Annotated in this window: 19 protein-coding genes and 1 riboswitch; of the genes, 10 read left to right on the top strand and 9 right to left on the bottom strand. The window is 70.7% G+C overall.

Translation table 11 applies throughout. From position 1 onward, the window contains the following. Nucleotides 1-16 precede the first annotated feature (16 nt). The 3 genes from bioD to bioB are packed head-to-tail and all read right to left on the bottom strand — an operon-like array spanning nucleotide 17 to nucleotide 3272. Nucleotides 17-751 carry a dethiobiotin synthase gene (gene bioD / locus ACFVYF_RS12630; RefSeq protein WP_389454949.1) on the bottom strand — a complete coding sequence of 245 codons (735 nt, stop codon included), beginning with the start codon at nucleotides 749-751 and terminating at the stop codon, nucleotides 17-19. Between the two features lie 33 nt (nucleotides 752-784). Further along, nucleotides 785-2065, bottom strand: a complete 1281-nt coding sequence (locus ACFVYF_RS12635; RefSeq protein WP_389454951.1) for an adenosylmethionine--8-amino-7-oxononanoate transaminase — start codon at nucleotides 2063-2065, stop codon at nucleotides 785-787. Continuing rightward, the gene (bioB, locus tag ACFVYF_RS12640; RefSeq protein WP_389454953.1) at nucleotides 2058-3272 is read right to left on the bottom strand and encodes a biotin synthase BioB; all 1215 of its coding nucleotides are present in this window, start codon (nucleotides 3270-3272) and stop codon (nucleotides 2058-2060) included. Before bioB ends, ACFVYF_RS12635 begins: the two co-directional genes overlap by 8 nt. Before the next feature lie 159 nt (nucleotides 3273-3431). On the opposite strand from bioB, the gene ACFVYF_RS12645 reads away from it, so the two are divergent. After that, nucleotides 3432-4565 (top strand): 8-amino-7-oxononanoate synthase, encoded by a 1134-nt coding sequence (locus ACFVYF_RS12645; RefSeq protein ID WP_389454955.1) that lies wholly within the window; start codon nucleotides 3432-3434, stop codon nucleotides 4563-4565. Between the two features lie 30 nt (nucleotides 4566-4595). On the opposite strand, the gene ACFVYF_RS12650 is transcribed toward ACFVYF_RS12645, so the two are convergent. Beyond that, nucleotides 4596-4820: a DUF397 domain-containing protein gene (locus tag ACFVYF_RS12650; RefSeq protein ID WP_389454957.1), complete on the bottom strand. Its 225-nt coding sequence runs from the start codon at nucleotides 4818-4820 to the stop codon at nucleotides 4596-4598. A 9-nt stretch (nucleotides 4821-4829) separates the two neighbouring features. Next, nucleotides 4830-5687 (bottom strand): helix-turn-helix domain-containing protein, encoded by an 858-nt coding sequence (locus ACFVYF_RS12655; RefSeq protein ID WP_389454959.1) that lies wholly within the window; start codon nucleotides 5685-5687, stop codon nucleotides 4830-4832. Between the two features lie 250 nt (nucleotides 5688-5937). Between ACFVYF_RS12655 and ACFVYF_RS12660 the strand changes: the two genes are divergently transcribed. Further along, complete coding sequence (locus ACFVYF_RS12660; protein ID WP_389454961.1) at nucleotides 5938-6393, top strand: ATP-binding protein; 456 nt, start codon at nucleotides 5938-5940, stop codon at nucleotides 6391-6393. Nucleotides 6394-6690: 297 nt separating this feature from the next. On the opposite strand, the gene ACFVYF_RS12665 is transcribed toward ACFVYF_RS12660, so the two are convergent. The 3 genes from ACFVYF_RS12665 to ACFVYF_RS12675 form a co-directional block, all read right to left on the bottom strand. Further along, nucleotides 6691-7164 carry a C40 family peptidase gene (locus ACFVYF_RS12665; protein WP_389454963.1) on the bottom strand — a complete coding sequence of 158 codons (474 nt, stop codon included), beginning with the start codon at nucleotides 7162-7164 and terminating at the stop codon, nucleotides 6691-6693. Nucleotides 7165-7167: 3 nt separating this feature from the next. Next, nucleotides 7168-7368, bottom strand: a riboswitch (cyclic di-AMP (ydaO/yuaA leader). A 338-nt stretch (nucleotides 7369-7706) separates the two neighbouring features. Next, nucleotides 7707-8015 carry a hypothetical protein gene (locus ACFVYF_RS12670; RefSeq protein WP_389454965.1) on the bottom strand — a complete coding sequence of 103 codons (309 nt, stop codon included), beginning with the start codon at nucleotides 8013-8015 and terminating at the stop codon, nucleotides 7707-7709. A 7-nt stretch (nucleotides 8016-8022) separates the two neighbouring features. After that, entirely contained in the window at nucleotides 8023-8658 is a 636-nt protein-coding gene (locus tag ACFVYF_RS12675) for an ATP-dependent Clp protease proteolytic subunit (RefSeq protein ID WP_389454967.1), read from the bottom strand. Between the two features lie 205 nt (nucleotides 8659-8863). Here ACFVYF_RS12675 and ACFVYF_RS12680 point away from each other — a divergent pair, with 205 nt between their 5' ends. The 8 genes from ACFVYF_RS12680 (at nucleotide 8864) to ACFVYF_RS12715 (ending at nucleotide 15892) form a co-directional block, all read left to right on the top strand. Then, the gene (locus ACFVYF_RS12680; RefSeq protein WP_389454969.1) at nucleotides 8864-9139 is read left to right on the top strand and encodes a type II toxin-antitoxin system Phd/YefM family antitoxin; all 276 of its coding nucleotides are present in this window, start codon (nucleotides 8864-8866) and stop codon (nucleotides 9137-9139) included. 430 nt (nucleotides 9140-9569) lie between these two features. Continuing rightward, the gene (locus ACFVYF_RS12685; protein ID WP_389454971.1) at nucleotides 9570-9872 is read left to right on the top strand and encodes an urease subunit gamma; all 303 of its coding nucleotides are present in this window, start codon (nucleotides 9570-9572) and stop codon (nucleotides 9870-9872) included. Between the two features lie 13 nt (nucleotides 9873-9885). Then, a complete protein-coding gene (locus ACFVYF_RS12690) occupies nucleotides 9886-10197 on the top strand; it encodes an urease subunit beta (RefSeq protein WP_389454973.1) in 312 nt (103 codons plus the stop codon). Further along, nucleotides 10190-11911 carry an urease subunit alpha gene (locus tag ACFVYF_RS12695; RefSeq protein ID WP_389454975.1) on the top strand — a complete coding sequence of 574 codons (1722 nt, stop codon included), beginning with the start codon at nucleotides 10190-10192 and terminating at the stop codon, nucleotides 11909-11911. Before ACFVYF_RS12690 ends, ACFVYF_RS12695 begins: the two co-directional genes overlap by 8 nt. Beyond that, on the top strand, nucleotides 11911-12585 hold the full coding sequence (locus ACFVYF_RS12700; RefSeq protein WP_389454977.1) for an urease accessory protein UreF: 675 nt from the start codon (nucleotides 11911-11913) through the stop codon (nucleotides 12583-12585). Before ACFVYF_RS12695 ends, ACFVYF_RS12700 begins: the two co-directional genes overlap by 1 nt. Before the next feature lie 147 nt (nucleotides 12586-12732). Beyond that, complete coding sequence (gene ureG / locus ACFVYF_RS12705; RefSeq protein WP_389454979.1) at nucleotides 12733-13410, top strand: urease accessory protein UreG; 678 nt, start codon at nucleotides 12733-12735, stop codon at nucleotides 13408-13410. Then, nucleotides 13407-14162, top strand: a complete 756-nt coding sequence (locus ACFVYF_RS12710) for an urease accessory protein UreD (protein ID WP_389455478.1) — start codon at nucleotides 13407-13409, stop codon at nucleotides 14160-14162. The genes ureG and ACFVYF_RS12710 overlap by 4 nt, the downstream gene beginning before the upstream one ends. A 134-nt stretch (nucleotides 14163-14296) precedes the next feature. Then, nucleotides 14297-15892 carry an alpha/beta hydrolase gene (locus tag ACFVYF_RS12715; RefSeq protein ID WP_389454981.1) on the top strand — a complete coding sequence of 532 codons (1596 nt, stop codon included), beginning with the start codon at nucleotides 14297-14299 and terminating at the stop codon, nucleotides 15890-15892. Nucleotides 15893-15946: 54 nt separating this feature from the next. On the opposite strand, the gene ACFVYF_RS12720 is transcribed toward ACFVYF_RS12715, so the two are convergent. Continuing rightward, nucleotides 15947-16672: a lysophospholipid acyltransferase family protein gene (locus tag ACFVYF_RS12720; RefSeq protein ID WP_389454983.1), complete on the bottom strand. Its 726-nt coding sequence runs from the start codon at nucleotides 16670-16672 to the stop codon at nucleotides 15947-15949. Nucleotides 16673-16745: the final 73 nt, after the last annotated feature.

The raw sequence follows: 16745 nt of genomic DNA on the forward strand, positions 1-16745 counted from the left end.
CCTCAGCTCCCCCTGTTCAGCTCCCGGCCCGCACCGGCACGCCAGGAGCCTCCCGGACCATGAACGCCTCCGCGTCCCACGTCCCGCCCAGCCCGGGCGCCAGCCAACTCGGCGCCCGCACCGCGAAGTCGGCCAGGACCGCGGCACCCTGCGGCACCGCACCGAGCAGCGGGGCCCCGGCCACCGCCGGGAGATCCGCGAGGTTGCAACGCGACGCGAGATCGGGGGAGTCGGGCCAGCTTCCGATGACCACACCCCTGAAGTCGAGCCCGCGGCGCCGGAGTTCGATGGCGGTGAGTTCCGTGGTGTTCAGGGTGCCCAGACCCGCCGACGCCACGACGAGGACCGGTGCTTCCAGCCGCTGGGCCACGTCCGCCAGCGTGCCGCCCGCCTCGTCGAAACGGACGAGCAGTCCGCCCGCGCCCTCGACCAGGACCAGGTCGTGCTCGGTGGCCAGCTTGGCCGCCGCGTCCGCCACCTCCTGAGGCCGCACCGGCGGCAGACCGGCCCGCAGGGCGGCCGTCGCGGGCGCGAGCGGTTCGGGATACCGGGCGAGTTCGAGGGTGGTCACCGCACCCGCGAGCCGGGCCACCTCGTCGGCGTCTCCGCGCTCCTCCGGCCGTACACCCGTCTGGGCGGGCTTGAGCACGGCCACCGAGCGCCCGGCTGCGAGGGCCACCGCGGCGACGGCGGCCGTCGTGACCGTCTTGCCGACCTCCGTGCCCGTCCCCGTGATCACCAGTACCGGCATGTCACCTCTCCCATTGCCGTCCGAACCGGCATGTCAGCCGGCCTCCGCAGCCGCGCACACCGCGCGTCCGATCCGTGCCAGGTCCGCGTCACCGGTGACGTACGGCGGCATCGTGTAGACGAGGTCGCGGAAGGGGCGCAGCCACACGCCCTCGCGCACGGCCGCCGCGGTGGCCGCCGCCATGTTCACCTCGTGGTCGAGCTGGACGACGCCGATCGCGCCGAGCACGCGGACGTCCTGGACCCCCGCGAGCCGGGAAGCCGGGGCCAGGCCCTCCCGCAGGCCCGCCTCGATGCGCTTGACCTCGGTCGCCCAGTCCTGGCCGAGCAGCAGGTCGATCGAGGCGAGGGCCACGGCCGCCGCCAGCGGATTGCCCATGAACGTGGGCCCGTGGGCCAGCACCGGGACCTCGCCGCGCGAGATGCCGTCGGCGACCCGCGAGGTGCACAGGGTCGCCGCCAGCGTCAGATAGCCGCCGGTCAGCGCCTTGCCCACACACATCACGTCCGGCGTGACGCCCGCGTGCTCCGCCGCGAACAGCGCGCCCGTACGCCCGAACCCGCTCGCGATCTCGTCGAAGACGAGCAGCACGTCGTGCGCGTCACACGCCTCGCGCAGCACGCGCAGATACGCGGGGGAGTGGAACCGCATCCCGCCCGCCCCCTGCACCACGGGCTCCACGATCACCGCGGCCAGTTCGTCGGCGTGCCGCTCGATCAGCTCGCGCAGCTCGTCGGCGTACGACTCCTCGTACTCGGCCGGCGGCGGCCCCGCGAACACCTGCCGCTGGAGCACGCCCTGCCACAGCCCGTGCATCCCGCCCTCGGGATCGCACACGGACATCGGCTGCCAGGTGTCCCCGTGGTAGCCGCCGCGCCAGGTCAGCAGCCGCTGCTTGCCCGGACGGCCCAGCGAACGCCAGTGCTGCAGACACATCTTGACGGCGACCTCGACCGACACCGACCCGGAGTCGGCGAGGAAGACATGCTCCAGGCCCTCGGGCGAGATGTCGACAAGGCGCTTCGCGAGCCGTACGGCGGGTTCATGGGTGAGCCCGCCGAACATGACGTGGCTCATGCGCTCCAGCTGGGAGCGCACCGCGTCATTGAGTACCGGGTGGTTGTAGCCGTGGATCGCCGACCACCACGACGACATGCCGTCGATCAACTCGCCCGAGCCGTCGCCCATCCGCAGCCGCACCCCGCTCGCCGACTCCACGACGAGCGGCTCCTGCCGGCCCGGCATCGGACCGTACGGGTGCCACACATGGCGCCGGTCGAGGTCGAGCAGCTCGCGCACGGACAGGTCAGGCATTGGGCGCGAGTTCCGTCCCGGCGCCGCGACGGCGTACGGCGACGAGATCCGTACGCGCCTCGTTCACCTGCGGCGCGGCGGTGGACCCGCAGACCCCGCCGTCCTCGTGGGAGCAGCCCGCCCCCTCGTGCGACCCGCATCCGGCGCCTTCGCCGGACCCGCATCCCGCGCTCGCGTGCGAGCCGCGGCCGGCGCCCGCCGGGACCCGGTGCTCCGGAAGCGTCACCTCGCCCGCTCCCTCCACCTCGAACCCGGCGTCCGCGATCATGTCCAGGTCCGCCTTGCCGGCCTGCCCCTCACTCGTGAGGTAGTCGCCGAGGAAGATCGAGTTGGCCAGGTGCAGCGCCAGCGGCTGCATGCTGCGCAGATGGACCTCACGGCCGCCCGCGATCCGGACCTCGGCGTCCGGGCAGACGAACCGGACCATCGCCAGGATCCGCAGACACCGCTGAGGCGTCAGATTCCACTCCTTGGCGAGCGGAGTGCCCTCGAACGGGATCAGGAAGTTCACCGGGACGGAGTCGGGGTCGAGGGCGCGCAGCGCGTAGACGACGTCGACCAGGTCCTCGTCGCTCTCGCCCATGCCCGCGATCAGACCGGAGCAGGCGGACAGGCCGGCCGCGTGCGCCTTCTGGACCGTGTCCACCCGGTCGGCGTACGTGTGCGTGGTCGTGATGTCCCCGTACGTCCCCTCGGACGTGTTCAGGTTGTGGTTGTACGCGTCCGCGCCCGCCTCGCGCAGCCGCTCGGCCTGGCCGTCGGAGAGCAGGCCGAGGCAGGCACACACCTCGACGGCCTCGTTCTGGTCCTTGATCGCCTTGATGGTGTCCGAGACCCGGTCGACGTCCCGGTCCGTCGGACCGCGCCCGCTGGCCACGAGACAGACCCGCTTGGCGCCCCCGGCCAGCCCCGCCGCCGCGGCCTGCGAGGCCTCGTCGGGCTTCAGCCAGGTGTACTTCAGGATCTCGGCCTTCGACCCCAGGCGCTGCGAACAGTACGAGCAGTCCTCGGGGCACAGGCCCGACTTGAGGTTCACCAGATAGTTGAGTTTCACCCGTCGGCCGAACCAGTGCCGGCGCAGCCTGCCCGCCGCGGCCACCACGTCGAGCAGCTCGTCGTCGGACGTGGCCAGCACGGCCAGCGCTTCGTCCCGGCTCGGCAGTTCGCGCCGAAGCCCCTTCTCCACCAGCGTGTTCAGCAGGTCCATGAGGCACGATCCTGGCCTATCCGGCGGCTCCGGGCCAAGGAGAGTTTGCACAACAGAGACGGTTCGACGTGTGGGTATTGCCACATCCTGGGTGCCCGGCAGGACGGCTAGGGTCTGTGCACTGCCTACAAAACGACACCAGGGCCCGGAGGCGCCAGCATGGCCGGATCGCCGTTCTCGTGGATCGACGAGCAGGCGCACCAGCGGCGCCGGACCGGCCTGGTCCGCACGCTGCGCCCGCGCCCCGCCGACTCCCCGCTGCTGGATCTCGCGAGCAACGACTACCTCGGTCTCGCGCGGCACCCCGAGATCACCGGGGCAGCCGCGGAGGCCGCGCACCGCTGGGGAGGCGGCGCCACCGGCTCACGGCTCGTCACCGGCACCACGGAGCTGCACGGCGAACTCGAACGCGAGCTCGCCGGTTTCTGCGGCTTCGAGTCCGCGCTGGTCTTCTCCTCCGGATACGCCGCCAACCTCGCCGCGGTCACCGCGCTCGCGCCGCACGGCTCCCTGGTCGTCTCCGACGCGGGCAACCACGCGTCGCTGATCGACGGCTGCCGGCTGGCCCGCGGGACGACGCAGGTCGTGGCGCACGCCGATCCGGACGCCGTACGCAAGGCGCTGGGCACCCACCAGGGGACCGCGATCGCCGTGTCCGACACGGTCTTCTCGGTGGACGGGGACGCGGCGCCGCTCGCCGGGCTCGCCGCTGCCTGCCGGGAGTACGGCGCGGGACTCGTCGTCGACGACGCGCACGGACTCGGGGTGCTCGGCGACGGCGGACGGGGTGCCGCGCAGGCGGCGGGTCTCGCGGGCGACCCCGACACCGTTGTGACGGTCACGCTCTCCAAGTCGCTCGGCAGCCAGGGCGGTGCGGTCCTGGGTCCCGCGCCGGTCATCGACCACCTGGTCAACGCGGCCCGGACGTTCATCTTCGACACCGGTCTCGCCCCGGCAGCGGCGGGCGCTGCCCTCGCGGCGCTGCGCCTGCTGCGCCGTGAGCCGGAGCGCGCGACACGGGCCAGGGAGGTGGCGACGGCCCTGCACACCCGTCTGACGGCCGAGGGCCTGGAGGCGGTACGACCGGACGCCGCGGTCGTCTCCGTGCGGGCGCCGTCCCCCGAGCGGGCCGTGCGGTGGGCGGCCGACTGCCGTACGGCGGGAATCGCCGTCGGCTGCTTCCGGCCGCCCTCCGTGCCCGACGGCATCTCCCGGCTGCGGCTGACCGCCCGCGCGGATCTCACCGACGGGCAGATCGACCACGCCGTACGCGTGATCAGCCGTACGAGGTGAATGACGTGAACGGGTCGAACAGCTCGGGGGTCAGCTCAGCGCGGCGATGAAACCCTCCCAGGCGGCAGGGGCGAAGAGCAGGGCGGGTCCCGCCTCGTTCTTCGAGTCACGGACGGCGACCAGCCCGGCCCACGGGCCCGGTCCTGGTCGCGCGGTCTCGACACAGTTGTTCATTCCGGTGCTGCGGCTGCTGCGCAGCCAGCGCACGCCGTGCAGAGAAGTACTGGAAGCTACGTACCGAGGCATTGCGGACATGGTGCCTCCTTACGCGCCGTCACGTATCGCGGCGATGTAGTCCAACGAGTCCTTGGGCGAAAGGGCGTGGAACTGAAGGGCGTTGAAGGCCTCGCTGTAGGCCTGGAGGTCTTCTTTCCGTTCGAGGTAGAGGCTACTCGTCATGTGGTCAAGAACAACTACGTCCAGATCAGTTGTGTTCGGAAATGAGAAGATAACGAAAGGCCCGCTGATGCCGATATGGGCTCCGGCGGCGAACGGCAGCACCTGAAGCCGCACGTGAGGAAGGTGCGCCGCCGCCAGCAGCCGCGCCAGCTGCCGTTCCATCACCTCCGGGCCGCCGACCGTCCGGCGCAGCACCGCCTCGTCGAGCACGGCGGTCAGCTCCAGCGGCGGATTCGAACGCAGCACGTCCTGCCGGGCCAGCCGTACTTCGACCAGCGCGTCCAACTTGCGCTCCTCCAGGCCGTCGACGGCGGCCCGGGTCACCGCACGGGCGTACTCACGCGTCTGCAACAGCCCCGGCACCACGGAGGTCTCCAGCGTGCGCATTCCGCTGGCCTGCGACTCCAGACTGATGAAGTCGCGGTACGTGGGCGGCAGTACACCGCGGTAGGCGTGCCACCAGTGATGGCGGCCGTTTCCCTCGGAGCCTGCCAACCCGACGAGTAACTCGCGCAGTTCGGGGTCCACCACGCGGTACGCGTCGAGCAGCAGACAGACGTCGGCCGGCTTCACTCCGCTGATGCCGGTCTCGATACGGCTCACCTTGGACTGGTGCCAGCCGACCAGGCGGGCCGCCTCGCCACTGGTGAGGCCCGCCGCGGCGCGCAGGCCGCGCAGCTCGGCGCCGAGCTTGCGGCGCCGCACCGCTGGACCGTGTTGCATGGCCGTCTCCTTCCGCCCGGCACGCGGCTGTCACGGCGACGGTAGAGGATGAGCAGGGGGCCCGCCCAAATACGGTCGGTCGTCGGAGAGTTCACCGCTTCGAGCGACAGATATATGCATATCTCCGTGGATCGCCACCCGTGACCCCCGCAGTGATGGCAATCTGGCGCGAAGCACCAAGTCCGGGACCGTACTCGAACCATCCGCTCCGTGTCGGACTCCGGTCCCGTGGGAAAGGGACGACGTCGCCATGGCAGATCACCAGGAAGCATCCGTCACTCTGCCGAGCGATCCCGCCTCGGTCTCCGCGGCCCGAAAATACGTCGCCACCGTGCTGGCCGAGTGGGGCCTGCCGGGCGACACGGACATCGCCGACACCGTGCGCCTGATCGTGTCCGAACTCGCCACCAACGCCGTCCAGCACACGTTCGGGCAGTCGCCCACCTTCACGGTGGACCTCTGTCTCGACCGTGACGAGCATCTGCGCATCGGCGTCACCGACAGCCATCCGCGCTTCCCGAAACGCCTGCCCGCGGCCGTCCAGCAGGACAACGGGCGGGGCATGGTCATCATCCGCTGGCTGACCGCCGAGTACGGAGGCAAGCTGACTGTCCGGCCCACCCGGGAGGGCGGCAAGACGGTCGCGATCCAACTGCCGTGGTCGCTCCCCGCAGAGCCGGTGACGGCGGGCCAGCAGGAGCCTTGACGCGGCGGCCGTGCTACGAGGGTCCGCGAGCGTGTGCGTCCCGTACGGGTGCGCTGCGGCGCCACGGGGCCGGAAGCACCTGGATCGCCGGACACCAGGACCGCAACGACACGTCCGTACGCCCGTATGGGTGACGTGACGTCCCTTGCATGACCGGTGAAGGCGCGGCCGGCGCGCTCAGGGGCTGCTGCGCGCTCTGTGGGCGCTGTCCGGCCCGAGCTCAAGGGCGGGGTCGCCGCGAGGCGTCGTCGGCCCTCCGGGGGGTGACGGCACGGGCCGTCACCCCCCGGAGGCGGATCAGCCGACCCGGCCGTACCAGACGCTCTTCGTCCAGATCTTCTGGAGCTTCACGACCTCTCCGGTCTTCGGGGAGTGCCAGATCCGTCCCTTCCCGGCGTAGATGCCGACGTGGTAGACGTTCCGGCCCGAGTGGAAGAACACGAGGTCTCCGGCCTTGCGGTGCGAGGCCGAGACGTGGTGGCTCTTGTTGTACTGCGCCGCGGCCGTACGAGGCAGCTTCTTGCCCGCCTTCTTGTACGAGTAGAGCGTGAGCCCGGAGCAGTCGAAGCGACGCGGTCCCGTGGCTCCGTACTTGTACGGGGAGCCCTTCTTGGAGGCCGCGATCTGGAGTGCCTTCGTCGCAGGTGTGGCCGCTGCGGCGTCGGATGCGACGCCCGGAACCACGAGGCTGCCGCCCACGGCGGCGATGGTGAGAGCCGAGGCCGTACCGGCCCTGGTCCACAGCGACGGGACACGATTGAGCGCAGTCATGCGCAACCCTTCGTCAGCCGCCTGTGAAGGATGACCTGTCGGATTCGGGCTGGCGAAGTTGCCCGGCCGCTGCTGCGGCTTCACCCCAAGGGCTGCTCGGAACGACTGTTCCGGCGACCCGTCGTGCTTGGGTCCTCCACTCCTGCCGATCCACTCCTGTCGACCGGTCATCCGGGCGGCGGCAGGACTCGGCGTCCGCCCGGATCGCCCCGCCGCTTTGGCGGGGTCTTGTCGTCGGAAGGGATCTTCACCCATGGATGTCTGAAAAACCGAACGGAACCGGGGATTTGTGGGGTTACTCACCACTCACCCGTTCGGGTGGACACCCCCTGTTTCGAACGGGGGTTGGGGGTGCCGACCAGCCCCGCACCTGCGGCGGAATGCCTCATTCCGCCCGGACTGTACGCGCGTTGCGCAAGTCGTGAGGGCCCTCGAAGGGGGGCCTGTCTACGCCATTGGGGGGTACACCGTTTGGTGCGTTTGTGTCCTGGTCCGGACACCTCGCCGGGCGCTCGCACTTGGCCGGCGAGGGTGTGGGCGCGTCAGATCTGCGCGTCGGGCGGCACGGTGACGCGAGCCGCCCGGCGCTCGCCGTCCAGAACGCGCAGTGCGCGCGCCAGCGTCGGCGCGTGCACCTCGCTCTCGCCGCGCTGGTGCATCAGCGTGAGCGCGTCGCGCAGCGCCGTCGCCTTGCTCACCAGCGCCTGGGCGGCCCGCAGTCCGCGATAGGTGTCCCCGGGGCGGGCGGGGTTGATCCGGCCGAGCAGGTCGACCACGTCGAGGTAACGGTCGATCAACTCGGCCTCGGCGCGCGTCAGTGCGGGCAGCGGGGGCAATTCGGGTGGGAGCATCGGCAGTTCACCTCTCGCCGGGCGCGGTGCGCGAGACCTTGCGGCTCGCGATGATGCGGTCCACCAGTCCGTACGCCACCGCCGCCGGCGCGTCCAGAATCCTGTCCCGCTCGATGTCCGCGGCGACCCGCTCGGGGCTCTGCCCCGTGTGCCGCGCGAGCATCTCCTCCAGCATTGTGCGGGTGCGCACCAACTCCTCGGCCTGGATGGCCAGATCACTCGCCTGACCGTGGATCGGTTCGGGGATCGAGGGCTGGTGGAGGAGGACGCGCGCACCCGGCAGTGCGGAGCGTTTGCCCGGTGTGCCCCCGGCCAGCACCACGGCCGCGGCCGACGCCGCCTGGCCGAGGCAGACCGTCTCGACGTCGCAGGTGACGAACTGCATCGTGTCGTAGATCGCCGTCATCGCACTGAACGAGCCGCCGGGGGAGTTGATGTACAGCGAGATGTCCCGGTCCGGGGCCAGATATTCGAGGTGCATGAACTGGGCCATCACGTCGTTCGCCGACGTGTCGTCGATCGGTGTCCCGAGGAACACGATCCGCTCGTCGAGCAGCTTCGAGTACGGATCCAGCGTCCGGTGTCCCACCGCGGTGCGTTCGGTGAACTCGGGCAGGACATAGCGGGCGGACGGGCTGTCCATGGCGCACGCCTCCTTGATCGACTGATCGACGTCTGTAAAAAATGTACAGGACGTACGCTCGTCGTCCGTGGGGTCCTCGCTGACAGCGAAATCACGGCCGGGTGGGGTGCTCGACGGGACCCTTGCCCGCGGTCGTTTTCCGTGCGGGCAGAGGGGATCGTCCGCTCCCGGAGCGGTGTCAGGGGCCCCGTTTAAGCTGGAGGACATGGCCTACGAGATTCCGGTGACGCAAGCAAGGGCTGAGCTCGCCGATCTGATCAACCGCGTGGTGTACGGCGGTGAGCGCGTCGTCGTGACGCGGCACGGGAAGCCTTTGGTCGCCCTCGTCTCCGCCGCCGACCTGGAGCGGCTCGAAGCGCTCGGGGACCCGGCGGACGACCAGGTGGTCAGCGCCGTCTCCAGCGTCCGCGAGGCCGCCTCCGCCGCCCCGCGCGAGCGACACCGCTTCGGCATCGCCGCCGAGCACCGGCCGAACGGCTAGATCCAACCGGCGCCGGCGGTTGCGCCGTTCGTTCCGCCGCCGAGCGGCCGGATCCACCCACGGCGCACGCGGTGCCGCCGTCCGCAGGGCGGCGATCCCGGAGAGTGTCGCCCGGACCATGATCGCCGTGGCGCAGGGGTTCGCCGCGCAGATGGCGCTGTTCGGCTTCGTATCGCCGCCGTCCCGCAGGACGGGCTGCGGGGTCCGGCGAGTATGGGCGAGCCCAGCGCGAGGTCATGAGTGGATCAAGGTCTGGTTAACGTAGTTGAAACTCCGTCCAACTAGCCTGCCGATCCACGCCACCAGGGGTTTTTGTATCCGGATTGCGCATGATCGGGCAATCTGTCTGTGTGTTACACCTATCCCGTCGCGGGTGGCTGCGGCAACCGGACCCCGCACGGTCCGGAGCGAGACTGTGAGGTGGGACGCCGTGCAACTGACCCCGCACGAGCAAGAGAGGCTGCTGATCCATGTGGCCGCCGATGTGGCCGAGAAGCGACGGGCCCGTGGGCTCAAGCTGAACCACCCCGAGGCCGTCGCCCTGATCACGTCGCACATTCTCGAAGGCGCGCGTGACGGCCGTACCGTCGCGGAACTCATGTCCTCCGGACGCAGGCTGCTCAACCGGGACGACGTCATGGCGGGGATCCCCGAGATGATCCACGACGTCCAGGTCGAGGCCACCTTCCCGGACGGCACCAAGCTCGTCACCGTCCACGACCCGATCGTCTGACGGGGGGAGCGCCGTGATTCCCGGAGAGATCCTGTTCGCCGACGGACCCGTCGCCTTCAACGAAGGCCGCGAGGTCACCCGGCTCACCGTCCTCAACGCCGCCGACCGCCCCGTCCAGGTCGGCTCCCACTACCACTTCGCCGAGGCCAATCCCGGTCTGGAGTTCGACCGCGCGGCCGCGCGCGGCAGGCGGCTCAATGTCGCCGCCGGCACCGCCGTGCGCTTCGAGCCCGGGATCCCCGTCGACGTCGAACTCGTCCCGCTCGCCGGCGCCCGCGTGGTGCCCGGTCTTCGCGGAGAGGTCGGAGGTGCCCTCGATGCCTGAGATCTCACGTGCCGCGTACGCCGATCTGTTCGGCCCCACCACCGGCGACCGCATCCGGCTCGCCGACACCGACCTGCTGATCGAGATCGAGGAGGACCGCGCCGGCGGTCCCGGACTCGCCGGCGACGAGGCGGTGTTCGGCGGGGGCAAGGTGATCCGCGAATCCATGGGCCAGTCGCGCGCTACGCGCGCAGACGGCACGCCGGACACGGTCATCACGGGTGTGGTGGTCATCGACCACTGGGGCATCGTCAAGGCCGACGTCGGCATCCGCGACGGCCGGATCAGCGCGCTGGGCAAGGCGGGCAACCCGGACACCATGGACGGGGTGCACCCGGACCTCGTCATCGGCCCGGAGACGGAGATCATCGCGGGCAACGGGCGGATCCTGACGGCGGGCGCCATCGACGCGCACGTCCACTTCATCTGTCCGCAGATCGCCGACGAGGCACTGGCCTCCGGGATCACGACGCTCGTCGGCGGCGGCACCGGCCCCGCCGAGGGCTCCAAGGCGACCACGGTCACGCCCGGCCCTTGGCACCTCGCCCGGATGCTGGAGGCGATGGAGCAGTACCCGCTCAACTTCGGGCTGCTCGGCAAGGGCAACACCGTCTCCCAGGAGGCGATGCTCTCGCAGATCCGCGGGGGAGCGCTCGGCCTGAAGATCCACGAGGACTGGGGCTCGACGCCGGCCGCGATCGACGCCGCGCTGACGGTCGCCGACCGGACCGGCACGCAGATCGCGATCCACACGGACACGCTCAATGAAGCCGGGTTCGTCGGTGACACGCTCGCCGCGATCGCCGGCCGCACGATCCACGCGTACCACACCGAGGGTGCGGGCGGCGGGCACGCGCCCGACATCATGACCGTGGTCTCCGAGCCGCACGTGCTGCCCAGCTCCACCAACCCGACCCGGCCCTACACCGTCAACACCGCCGAGGAACACCTCGACATGCTGATGGTCTGCCACCACCTCAACGCGTCCGTCCCCGAGGACCTGGCCTTCGCGGAGTCGCGGATCCGGCCCTCCACCATCGGGGCCGAGGACATCCTGCACGACCTCGGCGCCATCTCGATCATCTCGTCGGACTCCCAGGCGATGGGCCGGGTCGGCGAGGTCATCCTGCGCACCTGGCAGACGGCGCACGTGATGAAGCGGCGCCGCGGCGCACTGCCGGGTGACGGCCGCGCCGACAATCACCGCGTACGTCGCTATGTCGCCAAGTACACGATCAATCCGGCGCTCGCGCAGGGTCTGGCCCGTGAGATCGGCTCCGTGGAGACCGGCAAGCTCGCCGACCTGGTGCTCTGGGAGCCCGCGTTCTTCGGCGTCAAGCCGCATCTCGTCATCAAGGGCGGGCAGATCGCGTACGCGCAGATGGGCGACGCCAACGCCTCGATCCCGACACCGCAACCGATCCTGCCCCGGCCCATGTTCGGGGCGATCGGACGGGCACCGGCCGCCAACTCGTTCAACTTCGTGGCACCGCTGGCCATCGAGGACGGGCTGCCGGAGCGGCTCGGGCTCGGGAAGCGGTTCGTCCCCATCGAGTCGACCCGGGCGGTGACCAAGGCCGACATGCGGGAGAACGACGCGCGGCCGCAGGTGCGGGTCGACCCCGACAGCTTCGCCGTGCACATCGACGGGGAGCTGGTCGAGGCCACGCCCGCCGCCGAACTGCCCATGGCCCAGCGTTACTTCCTCTTCTGATGTCGCGCGCGGCACTGCTCGTCCTGGCGGACGGCCGGTTTCCCGCCGGGGGGCACGCGCACTCCGGCGGGGCCGAGGCGGCCGTCAAGGCCGGCCGGATCACCGGGGCGCCGAGTCTTGCGGACTTCTGCCGGGGGCGGTTGCACACGACGGGGCTGGTGTCGGCCGCACTGGCCGCGGCCGCCGCGCTCGGGGTCGATCCGGTGGAGCTGGACACGGCCGCGGACGCCCGTACGCCGTCGTCCGCGTTGCGCGGTGCCGGGCGGCGGCTCGGGCGGCAGCTGATGCGGGCCGCCCGGGCGACCTGGCCCTCGGCCGAACTCGACGCGCTGGCACGGGAGTTCCCCAAGGGTGCCCATCAGCCCGTCGTCCTCGGGCTGGCGGCCCGGGCGGCCGGGCTGGGGCCGGAGGACGCCGCGTACTGCTCCCTGTACGAGAGCGTCAGCGGGCCGGCGACCGCGACGGTGCGGCTGCTGAGCCTTGATCCGTTCGACGCGACCGCGGTCCTTGCCCGGCTTGCGCCGGAGCTGGATCTGGTGGCCGGGCAGGCGGTCGACGCGGCCCGCCGTGTTCTTGCCGAAGGGGTGGGTGCGCTTCCCGCCGCGTCGGCTCCGCTGCTGGAGATCAGTGCGGAGGTGCATGCGGGGTGGCCTGTGCGGCTGTTCGCGTCGTAGGGGGTTTTCGCCCCCTCCGCCCCTGCCCTCTCTCATCGACCCTGGGGGCTGCGCCCCCAGACCCCTGTTCGCCCGAAGGGCTCGTCCTCAAACGCCGGACGGGCTGAAAGCCCCTGACGGGCTGAGAAGTCATCTGGAGCCGTAGCCATGCATCTTGACCACGATCACGACGGACCCTCCGCCGTCAGTGCCGACGCTCGCCGTCCGGACGGTTCGCGCCGTGCTCTGCGGATCGGGCTCGGCGGGCCCGTCGGCTCGGGGAAGACGGCCACCGTTGCCGCGCTCTGCCGGGTGCTGCGTGACGAGTTGTCCCTCGCTGTCGTCACCAATGACATCTATACGCGTGAGGACGCCGAGTTCCTGCTGCGGGAGGCCGTGCTGCCGCCCGAGCGGATCACCGCCGTCGAGACGGGGGCCTGTCCGCACACGGCGATCCGCGACGACATCTCCGCGAACCTCGAAGCGGTCGAGGACCTGGAGGACGAGGTCGGCCCGCTGGACCTGATCCTCGTCGAGTCCGGGGGTGACAACCTCACCGCGACCTTCTCCAAGGGGCTGGTCGACGCACAGGTCTTCGTGATCGATGTCGCGGGCGGTGACGACATTCCGCGCAAGGGCGGGCCCGGTGTGACGACGGCCGATCTGCTCGTCGTCAACAAGACCGACCTCGCGCCGTACGTCGGATCCGACCTTGGGCGGATGGCGGCCGACGCCAAGGCGCAGCGGGCCGAACTGCCGGTCGTCTTCCAGTCGCTGCGGACCGAGCCGGGGGTCGGGCCCGTCGCCGACTGGGTACGGGAGCGGCTCGCCGCGTGGACGGTATGACGGCCGGAGTACGGGCCACCGCACGGATCGAGGCACGGGACGACGGCAGAGGCGGTACGTCGCTGCCGGTGCTGGAAGGCGAGGGGCCGCTCGCGCCGCGCCGTACGCGCGCCCACGGCGCCGAGGCGCGGGTCATGCTGGTCGGTGCCATGAGCGGCCCGCTCGGCGGTGACCACCTCACGGTCGAGGCGCGGGTCGGTGAACGGGCGCTGCTGCACGTCGGATCGGCCGCCGCCACCATCGCCCTGCCCGGTCAGGCCAAGGGTGAGGCGCGCTACGACGTCCGGCTCACCGTCGCCGCGGGAGGCGAGCTGCACTGGCTGCCCGAACAGCTGATCTCCGCCAACGGGAGCGAGTTGTCCGTTTCCTCCCGCGTCGAGCTCGCGACCGGAGCCCGGCTCGTCTTCCGGGAGGAGCAGGTGCTCGGACGGGCCGCCGAGGAACCGGGCCGGCTCACCAGCCGGCTCACCGTGCGCCTCGCCGGTCGGCCGCTGCTCGACCAGGAGCTGTCCTGCGGGCCCGGCGCACCCGGTGGCTGGGACGGCCCGGCCGTGCTGGCGGGACACCGGGCGCTCGGTCAACTGGTCGTCGTACGGCCGGAGTTCGAGGGAAAGCCGGTGGCGCCGCGGCTGCTGGGGGAGTACGCGGCGCTGACACCGCTCACCGGTCCCGGTGTTCTGGTGACGGCCCTCGCGCCCGACGGGCTGCGGTTGCGACGGACCCTGGACGAGGCGCTGAACGCACTCGGTTGACGTGCTCTCCGCTGAACGGGGCCCCGGTCACCGGTTATCGGATCGGTAAAGAAGCCAGGTCGCATCTGTTGCCAGGGACCTCACAGCCGAAAGGATCCCCGTACCAATCGCAACGATGTACGGGGAGGTCCCACTTGAGTGGTATACGACCGACAAGGCGAGTGACGGCGTTCGGCTCGGCCGGCGCGCTGGTCACGGCGACCCTGATAGCCGGTGCCGTCGCGGCGCCGTCGGCCTCGGCCGACTCGCGGCAGGGACAGGACCGGGAAGCGCGGGGCGCCGCTGTCGCCGCGGCCAAGGCCGCCAAGGCCGGGATCGACTGGCAGGACTGTCCGGCGGACTGGGGCTTCGCGAAGCCGATCCAGTGCGGCTGGGTCAGCGTGCCCCTCGACTACGCCCACCCGAACGGCAAGCAGATCAAGCTCGCCGTCGACCGCATCGCGAACACCGGCACCAAGGCGGAGCGTCAGGGCGCCCTCGTCTACAACCCGGGCGGCCCCGGCGCCTCGGGCATGCGCTTCCCGACCCGGGTCACCAACAAGAACCCGGTCTGGGCGAACACGGCCAAGGGGTACGACTTCGTGGGCTTCGACCCGCGCGGTGTCGGCCACTCGGCGCCCATCTCCTGCATCGACCCGCAGGAGTTCGTCAAGGCACCCAAGGCCGACCCCGTACCGGACTCCGAGGCGGACAAGCGCGCCCAGCGCAAGCTCGCCGCCGAGTACGCGGACGGCTGTGCCGAGCGCAGCGGCGCCATGCTGCCGCAGATGACCACGCCGAACACCGCGCGCGACCTGGACGTCATCCGGGCCGCTCTCGGCGAGAAGAAGCTCAACTTCCTGGGCGTCTCCTACGGCACGTACCTCGGCGCCGTCTACGGCACGCTCTTCCCGGGCCACGTCCGTCGCATGGTCGTCGACAGTGTCGTCGACCCGTCGCGGGAGAACATCTGGTACGAGGCCAACCTCAACCAGGACATCGCCTTCGAGGGCCGCTGGAAGGACTGGCAGGACTGGGTCGCCAAGAACGACGCGACCTTCCACCTCGGAGACACCCGCGCCAAGGTGCAGGACCAGTGGCTGAAGCTCCGTGCCACCGCGAAGAAGAGCCCGCTCGGTGGCGTCGTCGGCCCCGCCGAACTGATCGGCTTCTTCCAGAGCGCCCCGTACTACGACTCCTCGTGGGTGCCGGTCGCGACGGTGTTCAGCAAGTACGTCGCCGGTGACACCCAGGCGCTCGTCGACGCCGCCTCGCCCGACCTGTCGGACACCGCGGGCAACATCTCCTCGGAGAACGGCAACGCCGTCTACACCGCCGTCGAGTGCGCCGACGCCAAGTGGCCCACCAGCTGGAAGAAGTGGGACCGGGACAACACGCGGCTGAACCAGGACTACCCGTTCATGACGTGGGCCAACGCGTGGATGAACCTGCCCTGCGCCACCTGGCCGGCCAAGCAGCAGACGCCGGTGAACGTCAAGACCGGCAAGGGTCTGCCCGCCGTTCTGATCGTCCAGTCGCAGCGTGACGCCGCCACCCCGTACGAAGGCGCCGTCGAGCTGCACAAGCGCTTCAAGGGCTCCCGCCTGATCACCGAGAAGGACGCCGGTTCGCACGGTGTGACCGGCCTGGTCAACCCGTGCATCAACGACCGGGTGGACACGTACCTGCTCACCGGCAAGACGGACGCCGCCGACGTGACCTGCGCACCGCACGCCACGCCGAAGCCGTAGTCCGGGCTCGTACACATAGAGGGGGGCGGCCGGAACTCCGGCCGCCCCTTCCGGTCAACTCAGCGGCATCCGGGGGAACTTGCGCGCCCGCTCCGCCTTCTCGGCGGCTTCCTCGGCCTTGGCGACGGCCGCGTACCGGTCGACGTACTCCTGCTCGGAGAGGGTCAGGATGGCGTACATGATCTCGTCGGTGATGGCCCGCAGGATGGCCTTCTCGTTCTCCATCCCGTCGTAGCGGGAGAAGTCGAGGGGTTCACCGAAGCGGATCACCACGGGGTGGACCTTCGGGATCTTCTGGCCCGGCGGCTGGGCCTCGAACGTACCGATCATCGCGCAGGGGATCACCGGCACCTGGGCCTTGAGCGCCATCACCGCGACGCCCACCTTGCCCTTGTACAGGCGCCCGTCGTGCGAGCGGGTGCCCTCCGGGTAGATGCCGAGCAGCTCGTCCTTGCGCAGCACGCCGAGTCCCTCGCGGATGGCCGCCTGGCCGGCCTCCTTGCCCGAGCGGTCCACCGGGATCTGTCCGGCGCTGCGGAAGAAGGCGGCGGTCAGCCGGCCCTTGATCCCGGGGCCCGTGAAGTACTCGGCCTTCGCGAGGAAGGTGATGCGCCGTTTGAGGATCGCCGGCATCAGGAAGTGGTCCGCGAACGACAGGTGATTTCCGGCGACGATGGCCGCGCCCGCCGAGGGTACGTGCTCCAGGCCCTCGATCCGAGGCCGGAACACCAGCCTCAACAGTGGACCCAGAAGCACATACTTGAGCACGTAATAAAACACTCCGACGCTCCTTCAATCCCCGGGGGAGCGATCAGTGTAGGCACGGCCCTCGCCAGGCGTAACCATCCGGGTG

The sequence above is a fragment of the Streptomyces sp. NPDC058274 genome (assembly GCF_042881375.1).
GTDB lineage: Bacteria > Actinomycetota > Actinomycetes > Streptomycetales > Streptomycetaceae > Streptomyces.

Coding starts and splice junctions, on each gene's coding strand:
- ACFVYF_RS12695 (WP_389454975.1), top strand. CDS start 10,190: ATGCCTGAGATCTCACGTGCCGCGTACGCCGATCTGTTCGGCCCCACC.
- ACFVYF_RS12635 (WP_389454951.1), bottom strand. CDS start 2,065: ATGCCTGACCTGTCCGTGCGCGAGCTGCTCGACCTCGACCGGCGCCAT.
- ACFVYF_RS12700 (WP_389454977.1), top strand. CDS start 11,911: ATGTCGCGCGCGGCACTGCTCGTCCTGGCGGACGGCCGGTTTCCCGCC.
- ACFVYF_RS12665 (WP_389454963.1), bottom strand. CDS start 7,164: ATGACTGCGCTCAATCGTGTCCCGTCGCTGTGGACCAGGGCCGGTACG.
- ACFVYF_RS12650 (WP_389454957.1), bottom strand. CDS start 4,820: ATGTCCGCAATGCCTCGGTACGTAGCTTCCAGTACTTCTCTGCACGGC.
- ACFVYF_RS12675 (WP_389454967.1), bottom strand. CDS start 8,658: ATGGACAGCCCGTCCGCCCGCTATGTCCTGCCCGAGTTCACCGAACGC.
- ACFVYF_RS12670 (WP_389454965.1), bottom strand. CDS start 8,015: ATGCTCCCACCCGAATTGCCCCCGCTGCCCGCACTGACGCGCGCCGAG.
- ACFVYF_RS12680 (WP_389454969.1), top strand. CDS start 8,864: ATGGCCTACGAGATTCCGGTGACGCAAGCAAGGGCTGAGCTCGCCGAT.
- ACFVYF_RS12660 (WP_389454961.1), top strand. CDS start 5,938: ATGGCAGATCACCAGGAAGCATCCGTCACTCTGCCGAGCGATCCCGCC.
- bioB (WP_389454953.1), bottom strand. CDS start 3,272: ATGGACCTGCTGAACACGCTGGTGGAGAAGGGGCTTCGGCGCGAACTG.
- ACFVYF_RS12655 (WP_389454959.1), bottom strand. CDS start 5,687: ATGCAACACGGTCCAGCGGTGCGGCGCCGCAAGCTCGGCGCCGAGCTG.
- bioD (WP_389454949.1), bottom strand. CDS start 751: ATGCCGGTACTGGTGATCACGGGGACGGGCACGGAGGTCGGCAAGACG.
- ureG (WP_389454979.1), top strand. CDS start 12,733: ATGCATCTTGACCACGATCACGACGGACCCTCCGCCGTCAGTGCCGAC.
- ACFVYF_RS12710 (WP_389455478.1), top strand. CDS start 13,407: ATGACGGCCGGAGTACGGGCCACCGCACGGATCGAGGCACGGGACGAC.
- ACFVYF_RS12645 (WP_389454955.1), top strand. CDS start 3,432: ATGGCCGGATCGCCGTTCTCGTGGATCGACGAGCAGGCGCACCAGCGG.